This window comes from Lentzea sp. JNUCC 0626, assembly GCF_043632865.1.
Lineage (GTDB): Bacteria > Actinomycetota > Actinomycetes > Mycobacteriales > Pseudonocardiaceae > Lentzea.
In genome coordinates this window covers 5,497,050-5,521,848 of sequence record NZ_CP171635.1, presented here as the reverse complement: position 1 = coordinate 5,521,848, position 24,799 = coordinate 5,497,050, and the positions used below count along the sequence as shown (strand labels likewise).

Sequence of the window (24,799 nt, the reverse complement as noted above, 5' to 3'; positions counted from 1 at the left end):
CGATGTGACGGTCAACAGGCCTGATCGGCGCGTCGAGGGGCCGCTGGTCCTCCCCGGAAACGGGGTCGGCCAGGTACCGTCAGGAGAACGGGCTCAGCACCCACAGCCAGTGGGACTGCCACAGCAAGTCAGCAGGCGCACTACAGCAGGTGTGCGCCGGAGGGGACATAGGTCAGCGGTCATGGCGCGTATCGGTGACGGCGGCGACTTGCTGAAGTGCTCTTTCTGCGGAAAGAGCCAAAAGCAGGTGAAGAAGCTCATCGCCGGCCCCGGCGTTTACATCTGCGATGAGTGCATCGATCTCTGCAACGAGATCATCGAGGAGGAGCTGGCGGAAGCCGGCGACGTGAAGCTCGACGAGCTGCCGAAGCCCGCCGAGATCCACGAGTTCCTCGACCAGTACGTCATCGGCCAGAGTGATGCCAAGCGCACCCTCTCCGTCGCCGTCTACAACCACTACAAGCGCATCCAAGCGGGCGACCGCGGGCGCGAGGGTCGTGACGACGGCGTCGAGCTGGCGAAGTCGAACATCCTGATGCTCGGCCCGACGGGGTGCGGCAAGACCTACCTCGCGCAGACACTCGCGAAGATGCTGAACGTCCCGTTCGCCATCGCCGATGCGACGGCGCTGACGGAGGCCGGGTACGTGGGCGAGGACGTCGAGAACATCCTCCTGAAGCTCATCCAGGCCGCCGACTACGACGTGAAGCGCGCCGAGACGGGCATCATCTACATCGACGAGGTCGACAAGATCGCTCGAAAGAGTGAAAACCCGTCGATCACGCGCGACGTCTCCGGCGAGGGCGTGCAGCAGGCGCTCCTGAAGATCCTGGAAGGCACCACCGCCTCGGTGCCCCCGCAGGGCGGCCGCAAGCACCCGCACCAGGAGTTCATCCAGATCGACACGACGAACGTCCTGTTCATCGTGGCAGGAGCCTTCGCGGGCCTGGAGAAGATCATCCAGGACCGAGTGGGCAAGCGAGGCCTGGGCTTCGGCGCCGAGGTCCGCTCCAAGGCGGAAACGGACGCGGCGGACTACTTCGCCGACTCCATGCCGGAGGACCTGATCAAGTTCGGCCTGATCCCCGAGTTCATCGGGCGTCTGCCGATGGTCGCCTCCGTCACGAACCTCGACAAGCCGTCCTTGGTGATGATCCTCACCGAGCCGAAGAACGCCCTGGTGAAGCAGTACCAGAAGCTCTTCGAGATGGACGGCGTAGAACTCGAGTTCACCAAGACCGCCCTGGAAGCAGTGGCCGACCAGGCAATCCTGCGAGGCACAGGAGCCCGAGGCCTGCGCGCGATCATGGAAGAGGTCCTGCTCCCGGTGATGTACGACATCCCGAGCCGCACGGACGTCGCCAAGGTGGTCATCACCGAACAAACGGTGAAGGAAAACGTGAACCCGACCATCGTGGCCCGGCAGCCCTCGCGCCGCGAGCGCCGCGAGAAGTCGGCCTAGGTAGGGCTCAACAGCACAGCCAAAGGGGCGCCGGTGGATCTCCACCGGCGCCCCTTTGTCATGCCTGGGGGACGGCCGGGGTCGCCCACTTCGGACAGATGAGGGGCGAAGAGGGAGAAGACGGGAAACAGGGGGCAGACACGGCTCAGGGAAGCAGAGGGCAGGCGGCTGGGGAAAGTAGGGCAGGGGTGGGAAGGGCGGCGGGAAGGCTGAGTGGCCGAGTCGGGGGATGGCGGCGCCCTCAACCGCAATCGTCAACGCAGGCCGACCACGCACGCAAGCCTGGCGCGCGGTGCCAACCGGCAGCCACCAACACAACCCCAACCACCTACGAATCCTGGCGTGGCGATGCGAAGCGAGCCCGAACGGGCTGCTACCCCATCGGGAACCGGTTCCGTCGTTCTTGGCGATTGGGGCTTGACCTTGAGGGGCGGGATGCCAACCTGTCTCGGTCCGGCCGGGGCGCTTTCACCCCGGCTTTGAGGCCGCGAACGCATCCCGCCAGAGGCTCAAGGTCAAGCCCCAATCGCAACCCACTTCATTCGTCACGACCTACGCGAGCACCCTCGCAACCGCAGCCCAACCAACAAACGCAACCAACCCCGCTGGAACGCGGCCGGAACCCCGAAAACCCACCCCGCGACTACGCTGACAACCATGACGCTGCCCCACGTCCTCCTGCTCCACGGCTACACCGGCTCAGGCCCAGGCCACTGGCAGCGCTGGCTAGCCCAAACCGTGAGCGAACACGGCGGCCTAGCCGACATGCCCCACTTCAGCAGCCCAGAAGCCCCAGACCGGGACACCTGGCTGACCGAACTGGACACCCATCTCGAAGCCCTCCCAACAGACCGGGAACGCGTAGTAGTAGCCCACTCCCTGGGCTGCTACCTCTGGCTGCACCACGCGGCCCGCCACACCATCGCCCACGTAGACCGAGTCCTCCTGGTGGCCCCGCCCCAACTGGACCACCCGGAACCGGCGATCAAGTCCTTCTTCCCGGCCCCACTGGACCCGGCCAACCTTCGCCGAGCCGCCACCGAAACAAGGCTGATCGCGGGCGAAGGCGACCCGCACTGCTCCATGACCGAGGCCAAGCAGTTGGCGGAAGCACTGAGGATCGAACTGGACGTGCTCCCGAACGCCGGCCACATCAACATCGACGCGGGCTACGGCGAATGGCCCGCGGTGCTCAAGTGGGTGCGCTCGAGGACGGTGCCACTCTCACCTCGCTAGTCGAAACATCCTGGGGGATGCATGACCAACGAACTGCCAGACCTGGACGCCCTGATCACCCAGCACAACATCGTCGGCGCCCAGGTAGCCGTCCTGCACAACGGCGAAGTCACACAAACCGCCGCTGGCGTCCTGAACAACGTCACCAACGAAGAGGTGACCACCGAATCGGCCTTCCAGATCGGGTCGATCACCAAGATCTGGACCGCCACCCTGGTGGTGCAACTGGTCAACGAGGGCCTGCTCGACCTCGACCAGCCGGTGCGAAACGTGCTGCCGAACTTCAAGCTCGCCAACGAGAACGTTGCCAGGACGATCACGCCGAGGCACCTGCTCACCCACACCGGCGGCTTCGACGGCGATCTCTGGTTCGACACCGGCAACGGCGACGACAAGGTCGAGAAGTACGTCGACCTGATGGCGGACGCACGCCAGGTGGTGGAGCCGGGTGAGCTCTACACGTACTGCAACAGCGGGTTCGTAGTGCTCGGCAGAATCGTAGAAGTCCTGCGCGGCAAGCCCTTCCACGAAGTCGTCCGCGAACGCATCGCCGACGAACGAGACCTCAAAACCGTGGCCACGACCTTCGCCGAGTACGAGAACCAGAAGATCGCCACAGGCCACATCGGCAAGGAACGCACTCCGGCCGACAAGTACCTGACCGAGGCCGCCGCACCGGCCGGCACCGCGCTGGCGATGTGCGCACGCGACCTGGTCGAGTTCGCCGGACTGCACATCGAGTCGGACGAATTCGCGGCCATGCAAGAGGTTCAGCTGACGCTGCCGAACTTCGGGTCGGGTGGCAAGCAGGGCCTCGGCTGGGTCGTCCAGACCTACGCCGACGGCAGGAAGGGCCTGGCGCACACGGGATCGACGCTGGGCTTCGAGGCGTCGCTGCGGGTGATCCCCGAAGCCGGACTCGCCATCGCGGTCCTCACCAACGGCGGGGAGAGCCTGCCGCTGGTGCGCGCCGTGCACGAGAAGGTGCTGGGCGACAAGGTCGGCATCAAGCCGAATCCCCTGCCCACGCCGCCGCTCGTGCCGGTGCCGGTCGACGTCGAGAAGGTGGTCGGGGTCTACCGGTCGGCCGGACTGGAGGCGCACGTGACCGAGGGCGACGGCGGCACGGTGCGGCTCAGGTTCGTGCCCCTCGACGACATCTGGAAGACGCTGGTCGACGACGACGAGCACGAGTACACCGGGCTGCGCGACGACGCTCTCATCGCCGTGCAAGAAGAAGACGGCTACCACCCGGTACTCGTCCTTTGTGGACGCGACGAGCAGAACCGCACGAAATACCTGCACTGGGGCAGGGCGGCCGCCAGGGTCTAGACGGCGCGCTTCGCGTACTTCGCGAGGAACTGGACGACGTCGGGCGTCACCTTCCGGTACAGCCCGTCGTCGTGCCCGCCGCCCTTCACGGTGCCCACCAACGGTCGTGCGTCGCGGATGAAGCGGCGGGTGCCCTCGATGAACTTGTCGCGGTCGCCGATCCACACGCCGACCGCGGTGGAGCCGGTGGCCTTGAGGTGGCGCAACGGGTCGAGCGACGCCCACTCGCCCTCGTTCTTGAACGCGCGGCGCTTCGCCATCTCCGGCCACGTCGTGATCAGGCCGGGGGAGATGGCCGCGGCGGCCGCGATCGGGTCGCCTCGTTCGGCACGGCGGCGCGCGTAGAGCAACGAGCCGAAGCCCCCCATCGACGTACCGGTCACCGCGAACGGTTCGCCGTAGCCGCGTTCTTTGAGCCAGCGGGGGATCTCGTCGAGGAGCATGGCCATCGGGTCGTCGCCGGGGACGTTCTCGTGCCAGTAGTTGTTGCCGCCGTCGACCGCGATGAAGCCGAACGCGGGCACCGAACCCTTGGCGACGGCGGTGGCCAGCACCGAGGGAAGCTCACCGACGGCGGCGTGACGGGCGTCACCGTTCAGGCCGTGCAGCAGGATCGACATCGGCAGGCCGCGCGGGTTGACGCCGGACGGCAGGTAGAAGGCGAGGGTGACCTCGCGGTGGCGGGCGGCCGAGTACACGCGCTCGAAGCGGATCAACGGCTTCGCGGCGGCAGGAGCAGGAGCACGCACCTTGTCCGCCGTCGCGATCTGCTGCTCGACGACACCCGTGGACGACGACGACACGTACGTCGCGACGCCGGTGGCTGTCGCGATGACCACGCCGATCGCCGCGAGGAGGGTGCGGCGGCTGTACCTCGGTTCCCCCATGCTCACCTCATCGCGTGGGCACCGTTCCTCGTTTCCTTCTCAGAGGACGGAACGCACGCGTAACGAGGACAGTTCCTCACCCGAATAGCCCAGCCACGTCAGCACGCGCTCATTGTGCTCGCCGAGCCCGGGCACCGCACCCGCTGACCACTCGAACCCGGCCACCGGCGGCGCCAGCATCCGGGCCGTTCCGCCGGGAACCTGCACGTCAACCCATGTGTCGAGCTGCGGGTGCGACGGCAGGTCGGTGATCGGCCGGGTCAGCGCGCACGGCACGTCGGCCTCGTCCAACGTGACGAGCAACTCAGCCGCGGTGAGGCCCGAAAAGGCCTGTTCGAGCAGCTTCTGCAGCTCGATCCGGTGCTCCACGCGGGACGCCACTGTGGCGAACCTCTCCTCCGCACCCAGTCCGACGAGCCCGCACAGCCGCTGCCACTGCCCGTCGTTCTGCACGGCCAGGTGCACCGAGCCGTCCGCGCAGGCCACCGGCCCGTACGGCGCGATGCTCGGGTGGTGCGCGCCCGAACGGGGAGCCGCCGCACCGGTGCCGGCGGCGTAGAGCATCGGCTGGTGCATCCACTCGGCCATCGCTGCGAAGAGTGACAACCGCAGCCGGGCGCCTTCACCCGTCCGGCCTCGGTGCAGCAACGCCGCCAGCACCGCCGACTGGAGCTGCACGCCCGCCGCGATGTCCGCGACCGAGATGCCGGCGCGCGCCATCACGTCGCCCTCGCCGGTCAGCGACACCAGCCCCGCCTCGGACTGCACCAGCGCGTCGAACGCCTTGCGGTCCGCGTAGGGCCCGTTCCAGCCGTAGCCGGACAGCTCACCGACGATCAACGACGACGACAGCTCCAACGCCAAACGTGCCCAAACACGCGGCGAAAGGTTGCACAGCAGGACATCCGCCCGCGCCACGAGTCGTTCGAGCACCTCGCGGCCGTCGGGATGGGTGATGTCCAGCGACACCGACTCCTTGCCGACGTTCGTCCACGCGAAGTACGACGACACCTCGCCGCACGCGGAGTCGTAGTGGCGGGCGAAGTCGCCCACGCCGGGTCGTTCGATCTTGATGACCCGCGCGCCCAGATCGGCCAGCAACCGCGTCGCGTACGGCACGGCGACGGCCTGCTCCAGGCTCACCACCACGACCCCGTCAAGCGGTCTCAACCACGCGCTCCCCACCGGTGTAGACGTTCATCGAGTCGCCGCGCAGGAACCCGACGAGCGTCATACCCTGCTCCTCGGCGAGTTCGACGGCGAGCGACGACGGTGCCGACACCGCCGCGAGGACCGGGATCCCGGACATCGCGGCCTTCTGCACCAGCTCGAACGACGCTCGCCCGGACACCATCAGCACCGCGCCGCGCAACGGCACCAGGTTCTGCAGCACCGCCCAGCCCAGCACCTTGTCGACCGCGTTGTGCCGGCCGACGTCCTCGCGCACGACCAGCAGCTCGCCGTCCACGAACAACCCCGCGGCGTGCAGCCCGCCGGTGCTCTCGAAGACCTTCTGCCGTTCCCGCAACGCGTCCGGGAACCCGGTCAACGCCTCGGGCGTGACCCTGACCTCGTCGAACGCGGGCGAGTAGCGGGTCTTGAGCTTGACCGCGTCCAGCGCGCCCTTGCCGCACACCCCGCACGACGACGTGGTGTAGAAGTTCCGCTCCACCCCGGTGTCCGGCGGCGGCACGCCCTCGGCCAGCGCGACGTCCAGCACGTTGTAGGTGTTCAGCCCGTCCGGCCCGGTGCCCTCGCAGAACCGGGCGATCGAGATGTCGGCGGACGACCCGATGACACCCTCGCTGAGCAGGAAGCCGTGCGCGAGCTCGACGTCGTGGCCGGGCGTGCGCATCGTGACCGCCAGCGCCTTGCCGTTGACCCGCAGTTCCAGGGGCTCCTCGGCGGCGAGCGCGTCGACTCTGCGGCGACGACCGCTCGACGACACCCGTTCGACCGCTCGGCGCACCGTCACTCGGCCCATGTGCACATCTCCTTCGGACCGCTATGTTCCCCACCGACCAGGCTACGTGGGAGGGATCTCGGGGCATGGACGACGTCGTGATCGTGGGAGGCGGCCACAACGGGCTGGTGGCGGCCGCGTACCTCGCCAAGGCGGGGAAGTCGGTCAGGGTGCTGGAGAAGCTGCCGCACGTCGGCGGGGCCGCGGTGAGCGCCTCACCGTGGGAGGGCGTCGACGCCCGCCTCTCGCGCTTCTCGTACCTCGTCTCGCTGCTGCCGGACCGGATCGTGGCGGACCTGGGGCTGAACCTGGCGCTGAAGTCTCGTTCGGCCTCGTCCTACACGCCGAACGGCAAGGGCGGGCTGCTGGTCGAACGCACCCCCGGCGCGGCGACCGAGCAGTCGTTCGAGGCCGTGTGCGGGTCGCTCGACGACTGGCAGCGGTGGCAGCGCTGGTACGCCGACCTGGAGCAGATGGCCGCCGCGCTGGCCCCGACCCTGCTGGAACCGTTGGTGTCGCGGGAACATCTGCGCGTGCACGTCGACGCGGTGACCCGCGGCCGGGTCTGGGACCAGGTCTTCGAACGGCCGATCGGCGCCACCCTGCAGGAGCTCTTCGACAACAACCTGGTGCGCGGCGTCGTCGCCACCGACGCGTTGATCGGCACGCACTCGTCGCTGCACTCGTTGCGCGCCAACAAGTGCTTCCTCTACCACGTGATCGGCAACGGCACCGGCGAGTGGAAGGTCCCGGTCGGCGGCATGGGCGGGGTGACCGCCGAACTGGAACGGGTCGCGCGTGAGGCCGGGGCGCAGATCGTCACCGGCGCCGAGGTGACCGCGATCGAGTCGGACGGCAAGACCGCGTCCGTGACGTACGGGGACACCACCGTCGAGGCCCGGTTCGTGCTCTCGAACGTGGCGCCTTCGGTGCTGGGACGCTTGCAGGGCAAGGAAGTCCACGACGCGCCCGGCTGCCAGTTGAAGATCAACATGCTGCTCCGGAAGCTGCCCGAGCTGAAGTCCGGCGTGGACGCGCGGATCGCGTTCGCCGGCACGTTCCACCTCGACGAGTCCTACGACCAGCTGGAGACCGCGTACCTGGAGAGCGTCGCCGGGCAGGTGCCGTCGGTGCTGCCGGGGGAGATGTACTGCCACTCGCTGACCGACCCGTCGATCCTCGGGCCGTCGTTGCAGGGGCACGAGACGCTCACGCTGTTCGGCCTGCACCTGCCCGCGTCGTTGTTCGAGGGCCGCAACGCCGAACTGCGCGACGAACTGGTGGGCCGCTACCTCGACCAGCTCAACGCCCACCTCGTCGAGCCGATCCAGGACTGCCTCGCGGTGGACGCCGCGGGCAACCCGTGCATCGAGGCCCGCACCCCGCTCGACCTGGAGGAAGAGCTCGGCCTGCCGGGCGGCAACATCTTCCACGGCGAGCTCGACTGGCCGTTCGCCGAGACCGACGAGCAGGTCGGTCAGTGGGGCGTCGAGACCGAGGTGGACAACGTCTTCGTCTGCGGCGCTGGCTCCCGGCGCGGCGGCGGGGTCAGCGGCATCGGCGGCCACAACGCCGCGAGGGCCGTCCTCGAGCGCAGTTGAGACATTTTTGATGACACCTCCCGTCATCTCTGGTTACGCTCTGCGGCGTGGGGGACTTCTACGGGATCGCGGAGATCGCCGACGCCATGGGGCTCAGTCGGCAACTCGTCGCCGTGTGGCGCAAGAGACGCTCGCACGGCATCCCCGAGCCGGACGCGGAACTCGCGTCCGGCCCGATCTGGCGCCGCGAGACCGTCGAGCCGTGGATCGAACGCACGCGCGGCCGCCTGGGCCTCGCGGGCACGCGCGAGTCCGCGAGCCGGAGCCTGAGGCTGCGCACGTGTCGTCGGGTGCTGCGGCTGGCGGCGTTGATGCTGGAGGAGCCGCAACGGCCGCGCGTGCTCAACGAAGCCGCTGATCAGTTGCGTGACCTGATCCACGAGGTCGACCAGTCCGCGGACGACGTCGTCGGGGCGTTGCTGCGCGAACTCATCGAACCCGTGCGCGACCCGGACGTGCCCGCCGAGCTGCTGCGGGTGCCGGTGATCGAGTCGTTGCCTCTGGTCACGGCCGTCGCCCGGAACTCGCCGGACTGGTGAGCCGCTAACTCAAGACTTCTATATCAAGGAACCTTGCTAAGGGTTCCTTGATACGCGTACCGTGGTGGCATGACGGACGCTCCGATCACCGACCCCAAAGCGCTGCGGGCGCTCTCGCACCCGTTCCGGTGGAAGCTGCTCCAACTGCTCACTGAGGAGGGGCCGCAGACGGCGACCCAGTGCTCCGCGGCGTTGGGGGAGAGCGTCGCGAGCTGCTCGTACCACCTGAACATGCTGTCCAAGTACGGCTTCGTCGCCGAGGTCGAGGGGCCCGGCCGGCAGAAGCCCTGGAAGATCGTCCCGAAGCGCCAGTCCATCTCGTCGGAGGGGCTGGAGGGCGAGGCGGCCATGGCGGCTGAGGCCGCGTCGATGGCCTACCTGGATCAGGAGTTCGAGCGCATGCGGGCGCGGCTGCGCCAGTACGACCTCTTGCCGGAGGACTGGCGTCAGGTGGTCGGCACCGAGGGCACGGTCAAGTTCGTCACCGCCGAGGAAGCCCTCGCGCTCGTCGAGGAACTGCGGACGCTCTTCGACAAGTACGACGAGCGCCGCCTGAACCCCGAACTGCGGCCGGAAGGCGCGCGAGCCGTCCGGTTCTTCCTGAGTCACACCGTCGCACCCGACTGACGAATCCCATCGAAGGAGATCCGCTGTGCTGTCACACGATCAAGCGTTTGCTATCGCGAAGTACCGTCAGCAGGACTTCGAGACCGACGCGGCCGCGCGCCGGCTCGTGCGGAAGTCCGAGGAGAAGATCGCGCCGAAACCCGAACGACGCCTGTTAGGGCTGTTCGTCCGGGTCCGGCACGCTTGAAGAGGTCAGGCCGCGGCCTCGAGCCGCACGATGACCGACTTGGAGGTCGGCGTACCCGAGATGTCCGCCTTGGAGTCCAGCGGCACCAACGGGTTCGCCTCCGGGAAGTACGTCGCCACGCACCCGCGAGCGGTGGAGTAGGAGACGATCCGGAACGACTCGGCGCGGCGTTCGACGACGCCCGTCGGGTCGTCCTTCCACTCCGAGATGATGTTGACCATCTGCCCGTCGGAGAACCCCAGCTCCGCGATGTCGTCGGGGTTCACGAACACCACCCGGCGGCCGTCCTTCACGCCGCGGTAGCGGTCGTCCAGGCCGTAGATCGTGGTGTTGTACTGGTCGTGGCTGCGCAGGGTCTGCATGATCAGGCGGCCTTCGGGGATCTCGATGACCGTCATCTCGTTCGCCGTGAAGTTCGCCTTGCCGGTCGTCGTCGCGAACTCCTGCGAGTCGCGCGGCGGGTGCGGCAGCACGAATCCGTCGGGCTGGCGGACGCGCGTGTTGTAGTCGGTGCAGCCGGGCACGACGCCGGCGATGTGCTCGCGGATGACGTCGTAGTCCTTCTCGAACGTCTCCCACGCCACCGGGTGCGACTTGCCGAGCGTCTTGCGCGCGAGCCGGCAGACGATCGAGACCTCGGACAGCAGCTGGTCCGACGCGGGCTTGAGGCGGCCCCGCGAGCGGTGCACGACCGACATCGAGTCCTCGACCGTGACGAACTGCTCGCCCGAGTGCTGCACGTCGCTTTCCGTGCGTCCCAAGGCAGGCAGGATGAGCGCCGTCTTGCCGTGGATCACGTGTGAGCGGTTGAGCTTCGTGGAGACGTGCACGGTCAACGAGCACTGCTCCAGCGCCTTCTCGGTCACCGGGGTGTCCGGGGTGGCGCTGACGAAGTTGCCGCCCATCGCGATGAACACCTTGCCGCGGCCGTGCCGCATGGCGTTGATGGCATCCACGGTGTCGTAGCCGTGCTTGCGCGGCACGGAGATGCCGAACTCGTTCTCCAGCGCCAGCATGAACTTCTCGGGCATCTTCTCGTAGATGCCCATCGTGCGGTCGCCCTGCACGTTGGAGTGGCCGCGCACCGGGCACAGGCCTGCGCCCGGCTTGCCGATCATGCCGCGCAGGAACATGACGTTCGTGATCTCGCGGATCGTCGGCACGCTGTGCTTGTGCTGCGTGAGTCCCATGGCCCAGCAGGCGATGGTGGCCTTCGAGTCGACGAACATGCCGGCGACCTTGGTGATCTGCTCGCGGGTCAGGCCGGTCGCGGTGAGCACGCCGTCCCAGTCGAGTTCGCGCAGGCTCTCCGCGTACTCCTCGAAGCCGTGCGTCTTGGCCTCGATGAACGTCTTGTCGAGCTTGTCCCACTGGAGCAGCAGGTGACCGATGGCCTGGAACAGGGCCTGGTCGCCGCCGACCTTGATCTGCACGAACTCGTCGGACAGCGCGGTGCCCTTGCCGACGACGCCCGCGACGTTCTGCGGGTTCTTGAACCGCATCAGGCCCGCTTCCGGCAGCGGGTTGATCGCGATGATCTTCGCGCCGTTCTTCTTCGCGTCCTCGAGCGCGCTGAGCATGCGCGGGTGGTTCGTGCCGGGGTTCTGGCCGATCACCACGATGAGGTCGGCGAGGTCGAAGTCCTTGATCGACACCGAGCCCTTGCCGATGCCGATGGTCTCGTTCAGCGCCGAGCCGGACGACTCGTGGCACATGTTCGAGCAGTCGGGGAGGTTGTTGGTGCCGAACGAGCGGACCAGCAGCTGGTAGAGGAACGCGGCCTCGTTGCTGGTGCGGCCCGAGGTGTAGAAGATCGCCTCGTCGGGGGATGACAACGCTGTCAGCTCGTCGGCGATGAGCGTGAACGCGGCGTCCCAGCTGATCGGTGTGTAATGCGTCGCACCGGGCCGCAGCACCATGGGTTCGGTGAGCCGGCCCTGCTGTCCGAGCCAGTAGTCCGTCTTCGTCTGCATGCTCTCGACGGAGTGCTCGGCGAAGAACTCGGGCCCGATTCGTCGTTTGGTGGCTTCCTCCGCGACGGCCTTCGCGCCGTTCTCGCAGAACTCCGCCATCTTGCGGTGACCCTGGGGTTCGGGCCACGCGCAACCGGGGCAGTCGAAACCTTCACGCTGGTTGAGCAGTCGCAACGTCTTTACCGTGCGCCCGACACCCATCTGCTCGACCGCGCGGTCGAGCGACACGAGCACGCCGGGAATACCCGCGGCCCAGGTCTTGGGGGTGCTGACTTCGAGCGCGGACTCGTCGACGTCGTGCTGCGGGGGCTTGCTGCTCATGTGTTCATTCAACGCCGATCGACGTCGGCGCCGCCAGCGCCCCCGAAGAACGCGGCGGCGCCGTCGACACGGGCCCCAAGGGGTGTGAACGGTCCGTGACGGCCAATTGTGATCGCCGTCACTCGCGTCCGGCACCTCTGAAAGGGTGATCAAGCACAGGTGTCCGGATCCGGCAGCGGCCCGTCGGCCGAGAAGTAGCGGCGGTCGTCGCCCGCCACGCCCGCGCCGGGCCGCGCCGGTTCGGTGAACTGCGGCGCCAGGAAGCCCTCGCGGGCCGCGCCGCACGCGACCGAGTACTGGAACCCCCTGGCCTCTGCGGGCCAGACGCCGTCCGGTGTGACGGCGTACGACACCTGGTTCCGGCTCGCCACGACCATCTCGCGCTGGTGCCGCAGCTTCGACGGGTCCGGCGGTGCGAAGGCGTAGGCGAACACGTAGTCGGTGAGCACGAGCGGGTGGCCGTTGTGCTCGCTCAGCGTCATCCGGCCGCTGGTCTTGACGCCGAGCAGTCGCACGCCCGATCTGATCCGCGTGGTCCAGCCGGGGAGGTTGTTCGCGACCTCGTCGCGGACCTGCGGGGCGAGCATCTCCAGGAACGGCTCCGGGTTGTGCCGTTCGATCATCTCGGGGTCGGTCCTGGACGCGATGAGCGCCGTGCGGACCTGGGCGAACACCGGGCGGTCGTCCGGCACGACGATGCCGTCGGCGCCGTCGGGCCACTGCTCGGCGGGCGTGCCGGCGAACGGGACCGCGAGGTTGATCGCGGGAGGTTCGCGCCACGAGGGGTGGAGGGCGACGAGCACTGCGACGATGACGACCAGACTGAGGGCGGACACCGTCTTGTTGTTCACGCAGAACAGCACGTTCGCAGGGCTGCCGGGGTTGCCCGCGCCGTCAGTGGTGCGGCACGCCCCGTCGGCGGTGGAATTCACGCTCAGCAGGACGCCTCGCGGTGCCGCCCCCACGCCCACAGCCAACCAGGATGAGGACGTGGGGGCGGCACCACGATGCGCCCGTCTGACCGCGAATTCCACCGGCAACGTGGCGTGCCGCACCACTAGCAGGTATCTCGTTTCAAGTCGAGACCCCGGCCTCCGTAGACTTCTCGGCTGTGACTGAACTCGACACCGCAACCCAGCGTCCTGACCTCCCCGCCGCGTGGACTCCGGCGGAGGTAGAGGCGGAGCTGTACCAGCGGTGGGTCGACCGGCGGTACTTCGAGGCGGACGTCAAGAGCGACAAGCCGCCGTTCACGATCGTGCTGCCCCCGCCCAACGTCACCGGCTCGCTGCACATGGGCCACGCCATGAACCACAGCGTGATGGACGCCCTGTCGCGCCGCCGCCGCATGCAGGGCTACGAGGTCCTGTGGCTGCCGGGCATGGACCACGCGGGCATCGCCACCCAGAACGCCGTCGAGCGCGACCTCGCGAAGCAGGGCCTGTCGCGGCAGGACCTCGGGCGCGAGAAGTTCGTCGAGCGCGTCTGGGAGTGGAAAGAGGAGTACGGCGGCAAGATCCTCGACCAGATGAAGCGGCTCGGCGACGGCATCGACTGGTCGCGCGAGCGCTTCACCATGGACGAGGGCCTCTCGCGCGCCGTCCAGACGATCTTCAAGAAGATGTACGACGACGGCCTGATCTACCAGGCCGAGCGGATCATCAACTGGTGCCCGCGCTGCCAGACCGCGTTGTCCGACATCGAGGTCGACCACAGCGAGGACGAGGGCGAGCTCGTCTCGATCCGCTACGGCGACGGGGACGCGTCCATCGTCGTCGCGACCACGCGCGCCGAGACGATGCTGGGTGACACCGCGGTCGCCGTCCACCCGGACGACGAGCGCTACCAGCACCTCATCGGCACCGAGGTCGAGCTGCCGCTGACCGGCCGCCGCATCCCGATCGTCGCCGACGCGCACGTCGACCCGAAGTTCGGCACCGGCGCCGTGAAGGTCACGCCCGCGCACGACCCGAACGACTTCGAGATCGGCCAGCGCCACAACCTGCCGAACCTCACGATCATGGACGGCCGCGCGACCATCACCGCGAACGGCCCGTTCCTCGGCCTCGACCGCCTCGAGGCGCGCCCGGCGATCGTCGCCGCGTTGCGCGCGGAGGGCCGGATCGTCGCGGAGAAGCGGCCGTACGTCCACTCCGTCGGGCACTGCTCGCGCTGCAACACCGTCGTCGAGCCGCGCCTGTCGCTGCAGTGGTGGGTGAAGGTCGAGAACATCGCCGCGGCCGCGTCCGCCGCCGTCCGCGACGGCCGCACCAAGATCCACCCGGCCGAGCTGAACAAGCGGTACTTCGACTGGACCGACAACCTGCACGACTGGTGCATCTCGCGCCAGCTGTGGTGGGGCCACCGGATTCCGGTCTACTACGGCCCGAACGGCGAGGTCGTCTGCGTCGGACCGGACGACGAGGTGCCCACCGGTGAGGGCTGGCGTCAGGACGAGGACGTCCTCGACACCTGGTTCTCGTCCGGTCTGTGGCCGTTCTCGACGCTGGGCTGGCCGGAGTCCACTGAGGACCTTCGCAAGTTCTATCCGACGTCTGTTCTCTCGACCGGCTACGACATCCTGTTCTTCTGGGTCGTCCGGATGATGATGTTCGGTCTGTACGCGATGGACGAGGTCCAGCCGTTCGACCACGTCTTCCTGCACGGTCTGATCCGCGACCAGTACGGCAAGAAGATGTCGAAGTCCAAGGGCAACGGCATCGACCCGCTCGACTGGATGGAGCGCTACGGCGCCGACGCCACGCGCTTCACGTTGCTGCGCGGCACGAACCCAGGTTCGGACATGGCCGTCGCCGAGGAGTGGGCGGCCGGTTCCCGCAACTTCACCACGAAGCTGTGGAACGCGTCGCGGTTCGCGCTGGCCAACGGCGCGACGGTGGCTCGCCCGCTGCCTGCGCGCGACGAGCTGACGGCGGCCGACCGCTGGATCCTGGACGAGCTCGACGCGCTGGTGTCCTCTGTGGACACCAACTTCGAGGCGTTCCAGTTCTCCCGTGCCTGCGAAGCGCTCTACAGCTTCACGTGGGACGAGTTCTGCGACTGGTACCTGGAGATCGCGAAGGTCCAGATCGCGGACGGCCGCGCCGAGGCCACGCAGGCCGTGCTGGGCCACGTCCTCGACGTCCTGCTGCGCCTGCTGCACCCGTCGATCCCGTTCATCACCGAGACGCTGTGGACGGCGCTGACCGGTGGCGAGTCGCTCGTCGTCGCCGAATGGCCGTCGCCGTCCGGTGCTGAGCGTGATCTTGAGGCCAAGGCCGAGATCGAGGGCTTGAAGAAGCTCGCGACCGAGATCCGCCGGTTCCGTTCCGAGCAGGGCCTCAAGCCGGGCCAGAAGGTCGCGGGCAAGGTCCGCGGCGCGTGCTGCGTCGGGCTGCTCGACCAGGTTCCGTCGGTGCGGGCGATGACCCGCCTGACCGAGCCGGGCGAGGAGTTCACCGTCTCCGCGACGCTCGAGGTCGGCCTGCCCAAGGGTGCCGTGAAGGTCGAGCTGGACCTGTCCGGCGCGATCGACGTGGCGGCCGAGCGCAAGCGCCTCGCGAAGGACCTCGCGGTGGCGCAGAAGGAGCTCGACGGCACGACGAAGAAGCTGGGCAACGAGGCGTTCCTCGCCAAGGCGCCCGCCGACGTCCGCACGGGCATCGAGGCTCGCAAGGCCGCCGCCGAGTCCGACATCGCCCGCATCAACGAGCGCCTGGCCGCGCTCCCGGAGGCGTAAACACCGTGGAGAACAACCTCGACGAGTTCCTCGACGTCGAGAACGAGCTCAACCAGCGATGGCCCGAGACGAAGCTCGAGCCGTCGCTGGAGCGGATCAAGGCGCTCGCCCACGTGCTGGGCGACCCGCAGACGTCGTACCCGGTCGTGCAGCTGACGGGCACGAACGGCAAGACGTCGACGTCGCGCATGGTCGATGCGCTCTTCACGCGCATCGGCCTGCGCACGGGCCGGTTCACGAGCCCGCACCTCCAGCTCGCGACCGAACGCATCAGCCTCGACAACCAGCCCATCAGCCCGGAGCGCTACGTCGAGGTCTACCGCGACATCGAGCCGTACATCGCGATGGTCGACAGCCAGTCCGAGATCCGGATGAGCAAGTTCGAGGTGCTCACCGGCATGGCTTACGCGGCCTTCGCCGAAGCCCCGGCGGACGTCGCCGTCGTCGAGGTCGGCATGGGCGGCACGTGGGACGCGACGTCCATCGTGGACGCGCAGGTCGCCGTCCTGACCCCGATCGGCGTCGACCACACCGAGTACCTCGGCAACCGTCCCGAGGACATCGCGGTGGAGAAGTCCGGCATCATCAAGCCGGGCTCGGTCGCGATCATCGGCGAGCAGACCGCCGAGGTGATGAAGGTGCTGCTGACCCGCGTGGCCGAGGTGGACGCCACCGTCGCCCGCTTCGGCAGCGAGTTCGGCGTGGTCTCCCGCGCCGTGGCCGTGGGCGGCCAGATGATCACGTTGCAGGGCCTCAGCGGCATCTACGAGGACATCTTCCTGCCCCTGCACGGCGAACACCAGGCAGCCAACGCGGCCATCGCACTCGCCGCCGTCGAAGCCTTCTTCGGCGCGGGCCCCGACCGCCAGATCAACATCGACTTCGTCCGCGAGGGCTTCGCGTCCGTCATCACGCCGGGCCGCCTGGAACGAGTCCGCAGCGCCCCCAACGTCTTCGTGGACGCGGCCCACAACCCGCACGGCGCAGCGGCTCTGGCCAAGGCTTTGGAGTCGGAGTTCGGCTTCCGCAAACTCGTCGCGGTCGTGGCCGTCATGTCCGACAAGGACGCCGAAGGCATCCTCTCGGCGTTGGAACCGGTCGTGCAGGAACTGGTGATCACCACCAACTCCTCCCCGCGAGCCATGGACCCGGACGTCCTGGCCGGCCTCGCCGTCCCGATCTTCGGCGAGGACCGCTTCGAAGTCCGCCCCAGGCTGGTCGACGCCATCGAGGAAGCCATCCACCTCACCGAGGACGAACAGTCCGGCGGCGGCATCATCGTCACCGGCTCCGTCGTGACCGCGGGCGAGGCCCGCGCGCTGTTCGGGAAGGAACCGGCATGACCGCCCCGGCCCCGCTGAAGAAAGACCCGATGAAGGCGTTCCGGGGCATCATGGCCGGAACCCTCATCCTCGAAGTGATCGTCGTGGCCCTGGCTCTCCCGGTCATCGCCAAACTGCACGGCGGCGTCGGCTCACTGGTCGGCGGCGTGGCATTCGGCTTCATTGTCGTCTTCATCGCCATGTGCGCCTTCGTCCGCCGCCCCTGGGCCATCCCCGCGGTCGTGGGTTTGCACGTCCTGCTGATCGCCACCTGGCTGCTGCTGCCGGCGATGGGCGTGATCGGCGTGATCTTCGGCCTGGTCTGGGTCTACATGCTGTGGCTGCGCAAGGACCTGCTGAAGCGCATGGCGGAGGGCCGCCTCCCGGCCCAGCAGGCAGCCCAGAAGGCCGAACAGCAGAACGACACCGCGGCTTCCTGACTCGCATTCGGGTGAAGGCACTCGCACAATTCGGAAAGACTATTTACGGTGCCGCCGAATAGCGCGAGCTAACGGCGGCACCGTCGTACGTACCCTTGCTTGTCGCAATGCAACCACGCCGCCTTGTTCACCCGATCGTGCTTTGAATCCGGGACGGGTCCCGTCACCTGGCGCTATGCTGATCGGCGCACGATTCTGCACGGGGGAGGACGCTGGGGATGAGCGGGACCAAGGTCGATCTGGAGACGCTGCGCGCTGCCATCAAGGAGTACGAGTCGATCTACCTCGACCTCGTGAAGGCGAAGGACGTGGGCAAAGCGTTGGTGGCGATTCAGCCGGCAGGGCTCGACAGGCCGAGCGGTGTCTACAACAACTGGGCTGTCACAGCGGGAGCTGCGCACCAGTCGTCGAACGACCAGCTGCAGAAGACGTTGATGACCCGGATCAACAATCTCAAGGCCACTCTCACCCAGTACGAGCAGACCGAGGCTGAGAACGCCCGCAAGGTCGGCAAGTGACCCGCCGAACCGAACACCGAAGCCGAAGGATTGAGCTGTTGCGCATCCGAACCATCGTCGCCGGTACCGCCGCGCTAGTTCTGCTGGCGGGCTGTGGCACAAACGGTGGCACCAGCGGCACGCCGACCACCGCGTCGCAGCCGACCAGCACGAGCAACAGTGCGGGAGCGCCCAAGGTCTCGAACCCGGTCGACGTGAAGGTCGCCGAAGCCGCCCCGTGCGGGGTGGTGACCGCGGCCCAGCTGCAGACGTACGGACTCTCCGGTGTCGAGGGCTCGCTGAACACCACGTCCGCCGGTGCGGGTTGTCTGTGGCCCGGCACGTTCACGCCGGCCGCGATGTCGCCCGGCATGATCATCCTGCCGGATGGCACGAACCTGGAGTCCATCTACGCGAAGAAGGACTCGACCTACCCCGTGTTCGAGCCGCTGGAAGTCCAGGGGTATCCCGCTGCCATCGCGCTCGTCGTCGATGAGCGCAAGTCCGGCGACTGCGAGCTCTTCGTCGGTGTTTCGGACGAGCGGGCGATCATGTTCTCGCTGCAGAGCGAGGAGAAGAGCAAGTACTACGCCGACCCGTGCGCGGGGGCCACCGAGTTCGCGAACCTGGGAATGACGACGATCAAGGCAGGTGCGAAATGACACGACCCGCGCCCAGCTGTTTCTCCGAGGACACCTCTCGCGCGGAGGCTTTTTCCGGCGCCGAGATCTACGCGCAGATGCATGGTGGCAAGGGCACCGGCACGGCGGAGGTAGCCGCGAAGAAGGCCAACGAGTTGGAGTCCGCCTACGCCGTCATCGAGTCGAGGCTCAAGCGGGTCGGCGAGACCCTGGGTGAGGCGTGGACCGGTGCGAGCGCGGACGCCGCTCAGGCCGCCGCGAACCCGATCAACCAGGCCATGATCCAGATGCAGGACGCGTTGCGGCAGGCCGACCACTCGGTGTCGAACCAGGTCTACCAGTTCAACCACAACAAGGGTCAACTCAAGAACATGCCGGCCTCCAAGCCGGACACGAACCTGTACGACGACCTGAGCCCGTGGGACACGGACACCGAAGACAAGATCAACGCGTACAACAAGGAAGAGGAGTACAACCGCAACGTCTACCGGGAGTTCCAGAGCGCGAGCAACACCAACCGCGGTGAGCTCCCCAAGGAATTCCCGGGTGTCGTCGCGGACACGTTGAACGTCGAGGTCATCAAAGAGAACGGTGGCGGGGACGACGACAAGAAGTGGAACAAGAACGTCGACCACACGCGGTCGTCCACTTCGTCGACCAGTTCGACCAGCAGCACGCAGAGCACGACCGGCACCGGGTGGACGGTTCCCACGACCAACGGGGACACGACGACCACGAGTTCGGTCGACACCACGAACACGAGCAACACCGGCAGGCCCATCGGCATCGTCGACAACCTCACGGGCAAGCCGCCGGTCGGCAGCGTCATCGACCGGCCGATCACCACGGGCCTCCCGCCCGTCGGCGTGCCGGTGCGCCCGAACATCGGCGGTCCGAACGGACCCGGTGGCGGCCGTGGCATCGGCGGGCCCGGTGGTGCGGGTGGCGGCCGGTTCGGTGGTGGCGGCGGCGGTGCCGGTGGCATGAGTGGTGGCGCCGGCAAGTTCGGTGGCGCCGGTGGCCTCGGCAGCAGCGGCATCGGCGGCAGCGCTGGTACTGCCGGGTCGGCCGGGCAGCAGCCCGGTGGCAAGGCCGGGGTGTTCGGTGGCATGGGCGAGTCGGCGGCTGGTGGTGCCCGTGGTGGTGCTGCCGGTGCCGCTGGTCGTGGTGGTGCCGCCGGTATGGGCGGGATGGGTGGTCAAGGGGCCAAGGGCCAGGGCGAGGACGACCTGGAGCACAAGAGCGCCGACTACCTCATCACCGAGGAGAACACGAACGAGATCATCGGCGACATGCCGATGGTCGCACCGCCTACGATCGGGGGGTGACGTGCTGCGGTCGTCCATCCAACTGTCCGACCTCGCCTTCGACGTGCTGTGGAAGCAGGAGAAGCTGGGGGAGTACCACCCTGCGCTGAGTGTCGAGTCGCCTGGCGAGACCGAGGACGAGCGCGTGCTCATCGAGCGCGACGTCATCGGGGAGTTGCGGCGGGTCGGGCTCGATCACCCTGACGTTCGGGGCACGTTGCACCTGATCGCCAAGGCCGAGCACGACTACTCGGCGTGGATCGCGGTGACGCCGAACGAGACTCGGCCCGTGGTCGTGGCGGCGAACTCGCAGCACGGCGTGCTTGCCGTGCACGACAACGGGTTCGTGCAGTTGCACCCGATCCGGCCCGAGAACGCGCCCGAGGTGCTCGCCATGCAGTTGCCGGACGTGCCGGCGGGGCGTGGGGCTTCGATCAACGTGCACGCCAGCGAGATCAACGTGCACCAGCCCGGCAAGGCGTCGCCGTCGATCTCGTTGCGGCAGTTGCTCGCGCAGCCCCGCAAGGGCACGGCGAAGCTGTACGCGGCCAAGCGCGACGGGGAGAGCCGGCAGCGCGCCAAGACGTTCCTCACCACGATCGACTTCGAGGACGGCCGCTGGCTCGTGGTCAAGTACACCGACCAGAACCACCAGACGTGGGTGCACGCGACGCCGGCGTCGCGGCAGATCATCACCGACTGGCTGAAGCGCCTGACGTAAAACGGATTTACCGCCGCATAACCGGACTGCCGCAGCGTCGCGGCTGTGAGAAAGCCACTTGCCCTCGCCGCCGCACTGGCCGCGACGCTGCTGTCCGTCACCACGGGTACCGCGCACGCCGAGACGGTCCCCGGCTGCCCGTCCGCCAAGCAGATCGGCACGACCGGGTACGTCGTCCACAACAAGGAGAAGGTCGCGTCCGTCAAGCAGTTCGCGGGCTGCGGCAAGAACGTCGCCTACACCTGGGTCTGGGACTCGTGGGCCCAGAACCACTCCTTCAAGGTCACCAACTGGATCGCGGTGATCGACGGCACCGAGGAGTACCCCGGTAGCGAGTCCCGCAGCGGCACGAAGCAGGAACTCTGGGGTGCTCCCGCCGGCACCTTGAAGAAGTGCACGCGGGCCGTCGCGAGCGTCACGGCGCCCGGCGGGACCTATGTGTCGGGCTGGACGGACCTCCGCTGCTGAAGTTCACCTCGGGTTGGGTCCCCGGCCAGAACCGGCGACTAGAAACCGCGCATGACCTTCGACCGTCGTACGTTGTTCAAGGCAGGCGCACTCGGCACGGCCGCCGCGCTCGTGCCGGGTGGCGTCAGCCTCGCCAAGTCCGACCGTCCGACCCTCACCCACGGCGTGCAGTCCGGCGACGTCACCTGGGACGGCGGCATCGTGTGGACGCGCGCCGACCGGCCCTCGCGGATGCTCGTCGAGGTGTCCAACGACCCGAAGTTCCGCCTCTGCCGCCGGATTCGCGGTCCGTTGCTCACGCCCGAGACCGGTGGCACCGGCCAGGTCCGCGTCAACGGCCTGCTGCCCGGCCGCACCGCCTACTACCGCGTCACGGCCGAGGACCTGCACGGCCGCAGCGTCAGCGCGCCGGTCACGGGCAGCTTCTCCACCGCCCCGATCGGTCGCGACGACGTCAGCTTCGTCTGGTCCGGTGACGTCGCGGGCCAGGGCTGGGGCATCAACCCCGACATCGGCGGCATGCCGATCTTCAAGGCGATGGCCGACCGCAGGCCCGACTTCTTCATCCACAGCGGCGACAGCGTCTACTCCGACAACCCGATGCAGGCGAGCGTCACGCTCCCGGACGGCCGGATCTGGCGGAACCTGGTCACGCCCGAGAAGTCCAAAGTGGCCGAAACGCTCGACGAGTACCGCGGCCAGTTCGCCTACAACTTCCTCGACGACAACGTGAAGCGCTTCGCCGCCCAGGTCCCGATGTTCGCGCAGTGGGACGACCACGAAGTGCGTCAACAAAAAACACGATACCAGCTCGGCGAGCAGCGCCAAGCAGCTTGATCAAGTGCGCGCCATCGCCGAACTTTTCCTGCACACCAACACATCCGGGGTTCGCGAGCATAGTCACTGCTTGGTACGGCGTTTTAGCACCTATAACGAAGCTGCGGCTGGCTATCAAAAACTTCTCAACTAACGGCGCGAAGAAACTGTTTCCCGAAGTCTGTTGCCTCAACTAGGCCCTTGTCGAACGTCAACTCAATGATTCCACTCTGTTTGGCGGTTCGTAGGTATTCTGGACGACTTGCCACCCAGTCGTACGCTCCTTCGCCTGCGCGGAATTCCGTATAGGTGGCACGTACAAGCCCCAAGCGCTCCCAGTTGTCTACCCAAGTCGGCATTTGTGCCACTTCCGTAGCCACTTGTGTATCCGAATCAATCCACGGCAGAAGATGCGTCAGCACCACCACGAATCCGCCAGGTTCTACCAAATTCTTGACCTGAGCCGCCACGACGGAACGCGATTTCAATACATCATGAAGAAATTTTGTCTCGCGTGCGCTCAGCTGTTTGATGATTTCAGCGAACGCAGGGTGCGCCGTATCTGCTCGGCGGTCGTCGCTGGCGGTCGTCAGCAGGTTCAGATACATCTCCTTTAGGTTTGGTTCTTCGAATGTGTAACTGAGACCTTGGAGAGTTGGCACAGCAATGCTCGCGGGTGGCGTGATGAGGTTTTCATCAGGGATATCAGCGGTCTTAGCGGCCATCTCTTCCGGAAAGGTGTCCTCGAAGTAAGCCTTGCTGACGCCGAGCATCCGAGCGAACGGCTGATAGAGCTTTAGCTTCACGCGTTCCTTTACGGCGACTCGCGCTGCCATGCTGCGGGCAGCTGCCGCCATTTCGGGCGTTTTCTCAGCAGCTTGAAGCAAAGCTTCTGTGACCTTTTCGTCTTGCCCTAGTGCTTTGCTTCCGACTGCCTCGATCGCTTTTCCCGCAGCGACGATTTCTGCTCCGGTCACGGCGCGCCTCCAATGTGTGCTGTAGACGAGCTTATCGATCCGAAGTCTTTGCCCGTTACGCATTCTTCATAGGTCTCATCTATGAGCCACGAGGTGTCTCAACCGACAACAGCCTACCAGCCAGCGTGATCGCGCTGGATGTGTTGTGGCACAACGGATTCAGGTAGTATCTGCGGATGGCCGACAGTATGAGCGGACAGTGCTTGGGCTTCAGCAAGCCTGCTCTAGCCTCGTAGTAGTTGCCGCACGTGGCCGTCGGCCTCTGAGTTCAATCGGAACTCGTATACGGGTCGGCCTGGTTTGCTTGGATCCGTCAGTCTGCGTGCAAGGTAACCGCTTTGGAACAGCATCATCACACGCTTCCGAATCGCGCCTTCGCGGCAACCGGGAGATCTTTTGGCGATTTCCTGTATCGTAGCCCACTTGTACGAGCCATCTCCAATGATGGCCAGCTCGCCCCTGAACTTCTTGGTTCCCCTTAGGATTGGGCTGAACTTTAGCTGCTCAATCCTTGGGGAGGTGGATTGCTCCGACAGGAATGCAATGATGTGTTTCTTCTCGGTTGGGACGAGTTGCCAGCGATCATATCGCGTGGGAGACGGTCTAGGGATCATCTCAACCACGCCGATCCGCTCAAGCGTTTGAAGTGCGCACCAAGTAGACGCGAAGTTTCGAGACGGCCCGCCGCTGACAACAAGTTGAGATGCGGTCATCGCATGCGATGAAATGGCTAGTTTGTCGAGAATGTGACGCTTGAGTGCAATGCCTTGGGGGTTCAAGTTCGCTAGGGCGTTGCGCGTGTCCGCATTACCGTTGGTCACTTTTATGGTTATTCCCGTTCCTTCAGCATGCGCGTTCGGCGTTCGTGGAGCAGTTCACTTCGTTGCTCATTGGTCAAAGAATTCCAGGCTTCCGCGACTCTTTCGACGTCAGATTGAGGAAGTGCGTCGATCTCGCGCTGCTTTTCATCTGTCATCTTAGGTATTCCTTCGGTGCCTGCGATGGGCAGATATGCGTCCCCACCAATCCAGTGCATCGCCGATGATCCACATCCAGGAGCCAATCGCGACTGCTCCGATAATCAAAGTTACTGTTGTCACGACGCGGTACCTCCGGTCATCGACGAGTTGATGTGGTCGGTTTCTCACCGGCTCCCGTAGGGCCGCCACTGAATATTTGTGGGACGCTTGCGTGTAACTACAAACTGACGCAGGGCTGCTCTTGCCTGCTCTACCTCTATCGCTGCGCTTGATGGAAATACGGCTCCGGTGTTTCCGCTGAAAACTAGGAATAGATCTGCGGGTGTAGGTTCGGGATTGAACGAGTTCGCGTTGGGTAGCGCAGGATCATCGTGATCTTGAAAGTTGATCGCCGCGTAACCGCGACGCGGATTTACGCTGATGCGGAGCTGATGATTCGGGTAGGGGCCACCCTCTGTCTGCCGAAATTCCTCACTGCCGACGTAGAGAATAGTTTCCCAGGTGTCGTGGTCCATTGAGAGCACGGCGTCTATCAACTCAAATGATCGAGTCTCGCCATGGGTTACTACCGCCATTCCGGTGGTCAAGACTGCTGTGACCACCAACTGTTCAGCCGCTGTCATTGTTCGCAAACTTTCCACTTGCTCACCGGCTCTTACTTGGAGCCGAAGAAAGCGCTACTTGTGGCAAGCCTGAGTACACGGGTGCGACTTGTCCATATCAGTCTTTGCATGCCTTATGTCCAGCGCGGCATAACGCCTGA

22 protein-coding genes and 1 pseudogene are annotated in these 24,799 nt (G+C 66.5%); 16 read left to right on the top strand and 7 right to left on the bottom strand.

The window, feature by feature from the left end; translation table 11 throughout:
* Nucleotides 1–181 precede the first annotated feature (181 nt).
* From clpX to JNUCC0626_RS24760, 3 genes are all read left to right on the top strand, one after another.
* A complete protein-coding gene (gene clpX, locus JNUCC0626_RS24770) occupies nt 182–1,462 on the top strand; it encodes an ATP-dependent Clp protease ATP-binding subunit ClpX (protein ID WP_191305687.1) in 1,281 nt (426 codons plus the stop codon).
* A gap of 657 nt (nt 1,463–2,119) precedes the next feature.
* Nucleotides 2,120–2,698 carry an RBBP9/YdeN family alpha/beta hydrolase gene (locus tag JNUCC0626_RS24765; protein WP_394613157.1) on the top strand — a complete coding sequence of 193 codons (579 nt, stop codon included), beginning with the start codon at nt 2,120–2,122 and terminating at the stop codon, nt 2,696–2,698.
* 21 nt (nt 2,699–2,719) lie between these two features.
* A complete protein-coding gene (locus JNUCC0626_RS24760; RefSeq protein ID WP_394613156.1) occupies nt 2,720–4,030 on the top strand; it encodes a serine hydrolase domain-containing protein in 1,311 nt (436 codons plus the stop codon).
* Here JNUCC0626_RS24760 and JNUCC0626_RS24755 read toward each other — a convergent pair.
* From JNUCC0626_RS24755 to fdhD, 3 genes are read right to left on the bottom strand one after another with little or no spacing between them, the layout of a single operon-like run.
* Nucleotides 4,027–4,917 carry an alpha/beta hydrolase gene (locus JNUCC0626_RS24755; RefSeq protein ID WP_394613155.1) on the bottom strand — a complete coding sequence of 297 codons (891 nt, stop codon included), beginning with the start codon at nt 4,915–4,917 and terminating at the stop codon, nt 4,027–4,029. The two genes, JNUCC0626_RS24760 and JNUCC0626_RS24755, sit on opposite strands and share 4 nt — an antisense overlap.
* A gap of 39 nt (nt 4,918–4,956) precedes the next feature.
* Nucleotides 4,957–6,087 (bottom strand): CaiB/BaiF CoA transferase family protein, encoded by a 1,131-nt coding sequence (locus JNUCC0626_RS24750; RefSeq protein WP_394613154.1) that lies wholly within the window; start codon nt 6,085–6,087, stop codon nt 4,957–4,959.
* Nucleotides 6,074–6,901 (bottom strand): formate dehydrogenase accessory sulfurtransferase FdhD, encoded by an 828-nt coding sequence (gene fdhD / locus JNUCC0626_RS24745; RefSeq protein WP_394613153.1) that lies wholly within the window; start codon nt 6,899–6,901, stop codon nt 6,074–6,076. Before fdhD ends, JNUCC0626_RS24750 begins: the two co-directional genes overlap by 14 nt.
* Nucleotides 6,902–6,966: 65 nt before the next feature.
* Here fdhD and JNUCC0626_RS24740 point away from each other — a divergent pair, with 65 nt between their 5' ends.
* The 4 genes from JNUCC0626_RS24740 to JNUCC0626_RS24725 all read left to right on the top strand — a co-directional run bounded on the left by JNUCC0626_RS24740 (nt 6,967) and on the right by JNUCC0626_RS24725 (nt 9,834).
* Nucleotides 6,967–8,481, top strand: a complete 1,515-nt coding sequence (locus tag JNUCC0626_RS24740; RefSeq protein ID WP_394613151.1) for a phytoene desaturase family protein — start codon at nt 6,967–6,969, stop codon at nt 8,479–8,481.
* 47 nt (nt 8,482–8,528) lie between these two features.
* Nucleotides 8,529–9,020 (top strand): hypothetical protein, encoded by a 492-nt coding sequence (locus JNUCC0626_RS24735; RefSeq protein ID WP_089922227.1) that lies wholly within the window; start codon nt 8,529–8,531, stop codon nt 9,018–9,020.
* 69 nt (nt 9,021–9,089) lie between these two features.
* Entirely contained in the window at nt 9,090–9,647 is a 558-nt protein-coding gene (locus JNUCC0626_RS24730; protein WP_394613150.1) for a winged helix-turn-helix domain-containing protein, read from the top strand.
* Between the two features lie 25 nt (nt 9,648–9,672).
* A complete protein-coding gene (locus JNUCC0626_RS24725; RefSeq protein WP_394613149.1) occupies nt 9,673–9,834 on the top strand; it encodes a hypothetical protein in 162 nt (53 codons plus the stop codon).
* Nucleotides 9,835–9,839: 5 nt separating this feature from the next.
* Here the strand turns inward: JNUCC0626_RS24725 and JNUCC0626_RS24720 are convergent, their stop codons facing one another.
* Nucleotides 9,840–12,128, bottom strand: coding sequence for an FdhF/YdeP family oxidoreductase (locus tag JNUCC0626_RS24720; protein ID WP_394613148.1), 2,289 nt, complete (start codon nt 12,126–12,128; stop codon nt 9,840–9,842).
* A 149-nt stretch (nt 12,129–12,277) separates the two neighbouring features.
* Nucleotides 12,278–13,060 carry a hypothetical protein gene (locus JNUCC0626_RS24715; RefSeq protein ID WP_394613147.1) on the bottom strand — a complete coding sequence of 261 codons (783 nt, stop codon included), beginning with the start codon at nt 13,058–13,060 and terminating at the stop codon, nt 12,278–12,280.
* Between the two features lie 179 nt (nt 13,061–13,239).
* Here JNUCC0626_RS24715 and JNUCC0626_RS24710 point away from each other — a divergent pair, with 179 nt between their 5' ends.
* From JNUCC0626_RS24710 to JNUCC0626_RS24670, 9 genes and pseudogenes are all read left to right on the top strand, one after another.
* Entirely contained in the window at nt 13,240–15,867 is a 2,628-nt protein-coding gene (locus JNUCC0626_RS24710; protein ID WP_394613146.1) for a valine--tRNA ligase, read from the top strand.
* Nucleotides 15,868–15,872: 5 nt separating this feature from the next.
* Nucleotides 15,873–17,210 carry a bifunctional tetrahydrofolate synthase/dihydrofolate synthase gene (gene folC / locus JNUCC0626_RS24705; protein ID WP_394613145.1) on the top strand — a complete coding sequence of 446 codons (1,338 nt, stop codon included), beginning with the start codon at nt 15,873–15,875 and terminating at the stop codon, nt 17,208–17,210.
* Nucleotides 17,207–17,629: a DUF4233 domain-containing protein gene (locus JNUCC0626_RS24700; RefSeq protein ID WP_394613144.1), complete on the top strand. Its 423-nt coding sequence runs from the start codon at nt 17,207–17,209 to the stop codon at nt 17,627–17,629. Before folC ends, JNUCC0626_RS24700 begins: the two co-directional genes overlap by 4 nt.
* A gap of 218 nt (nt 17,630–17,847) precedes the next feature.
* Nucleotides 17,848–18,147 carry a PE domain-containing protein gene (locus tag JNUCC0626_RS24695; protein ID WP_394613142.1) on the top strand — a complete coding sequence of 100 codons (300 nt, stop codon included), beginning with the start codon at nt 17,848–17,850 and terminating at the stop codon, nt 18,145–18,147.
* Nucleotides 18,148–18,185: 38 nt separating this feature from the next.
* A complete protein-coding gene (locus JNUCC0626_RS24690) occupies nt 18,186–18,788 on the top strand; it encodes a DUF3558 domain-containing protein (protein ID WP_394613141.1) in 603 nt (200 codons plus the stop codon).
* Complete coding sequence (locus JNUCC0626_RS24685; RefSeq protein ID WP_394613140.1) at nt 18,785–20,095, top strand: hypothetical protein; 1,311 nt, start codon at nt 18,785–18,787, stop codon at nt 20,093–20,095. Before JNUCC0626_RS24690 ends, JNUCC0626_RS24685 begins: the two co-directional genes overlap by 4 nt.
* 1 nt (nt 20,096) lies before the next feature.
* Nucleotides 20,097–20,795, top strand: coding sequence for an ESX secretion-associated protein EspG (locus JNUCC0626_RS24680; protein WP_394613139.1), 699 nt, complete (start codon nt 20,097–20,099; stop codon nt 20,793–20,795).
* 45 nt (nt 20,796–20,840) lie between these two features.
* Complete coding sequence (locus tag JNUCC0626_RS24675; protein ID WP_394613138.1) at nt 20,841–21,263, top strand: hypothetical protein; 423 nt, start codon at nt 20,841–20,843, stop codon at nt 21,261–21,263.
* Nucleotides 21,264–21,314: 51 nt separating this feature from the next.
* Nucleotides 21,315–22,049: pseudogene (locus JNUCC0626_RS24670) on the top strand (alkaline phosphatase D family protein); the annotation flags it as partial.
* A 176-nt stretch (nt 22,050–22,225) separates the two neighbouring features.
* Here the strand turns inward: JNUCC0626_RS24670 and JNUCC0626_RS24665 are convergent.
* Together JNUCC0626_RS24665 and JNUCC0626_RS24660 are read right to left on the bottom strand one after the other, a co-directional pair.
* On the bottom strand, nt 22,226–23,056 hold the full coding sequence (locus tag JNUCC0626_RS24665) for a DUF4393 domain-containing protein (RefSeq protein ID WP_394613137.1): 831 nt from the start codon (nt 23,054–23,056) through the stop codon (nt 22,226–22,228).
* 1,144 nt (nt 23,057–24,200) lie between these two features.
* Complete coding sequence (locus JNUCC0626_RS24660) at nt 24,201–24,611, bottom strand: Imm1 family immunity protein (protein ID WP_394622089.1); 411 nt, start codon at nt 24,609–24,611, stop codon at nt 24,201–24,203.
* Nucleotides 24,612–24,799: the final 188 nt, after the last annotated feature.

Bases quoted from the DNA above. Each gene is read 5' to 3' on its own strand.
- clpX (WP_191305687.1), top strand. From the start codon at position 182: ATGGCGCGTATCGGTGACGGCGGCGACTTGCTGAAGTGCTCTTTCTGC.
- JNUCC0626_RS24765 (WP_394613157.1), top strand. From the start codon at position 2,120: ATGACGCTGCCCCACGTCCTCCTGCTCCACGGCTACACCGGCTCAGGC.
- JNUCC0626_RS24760 (WP_394613156.1), top strand. From the start codon at position 2,720: ATGACCAACGAACTGCCAGACCTGGACGCCCTGATCACCCAGCACAAC.
- JNUCC0626_RS24755 (WP_394613155.1), bottom strand. From the start codon at position 4,917: ATGGGGGAACCGAGGTACAGCCGCCGCACCCTCCTCGCGGCGATCGGC.
- fdhD (WP_394613153.1), bottom strand. From the start codon at position 6,901: ATGGGCCGAGTGACGGTGCGCCGAGCGGTCGAACGGGTGTCGTCGAGC.
- JNUCC0626_RS24740 (WP_394613151.1), top strand. From the start codon at position 6,967: ATGGACGACGTCGTGATCGTGGGAGGCGGCCACAACGGGCTGGTGGCG.
- JNUCC0626_RS24730 (WP_394613150.1), top strand. From the start codon at position 9,090: ATGACGGACGCTCCGATCACCGACCCCAAAGCGCTGCGGGCGCTCTCG.
- JNUCC0626_RS24720 (WP_394613148.1), bottom strand. From the start codon at position 12,128: ATGAGCAGCAAGCCCCCGCAGCACGACGTCGACGAGTCCGCGCTCGAA.
- JNUCC0626_RS24700 (WP_394613144.1), top strand. From the start codon at position 17,207: ATGACCGCCCCGGCCCCGCTGAAGAAAGACCCGATGAAGGCGTTCCGG.
- JNUCC0626_RS24695 (WP_394613142.1), top strand. From the start codon at position 17,848: ATGAGCGGGACCAAGGTCGATCTGGAGACGCTGCGCGCTGCCATCAAG.
- JNUCC0626_RS24685 (WP_394613140.1), top strand. From the start codon at position 18,785: ATGACACGACCCGCGCCCAGCTGTTTCTCCGAGGACACCTCTCGCGCG.
- JNUCC0626_RS24660 (WP_394622089.1), bottom strand. From the start codon at position 24,611: ATGGCGGTAGTAACCCATGGCGAGACTCGATCATTTGAGTTGATAGAC.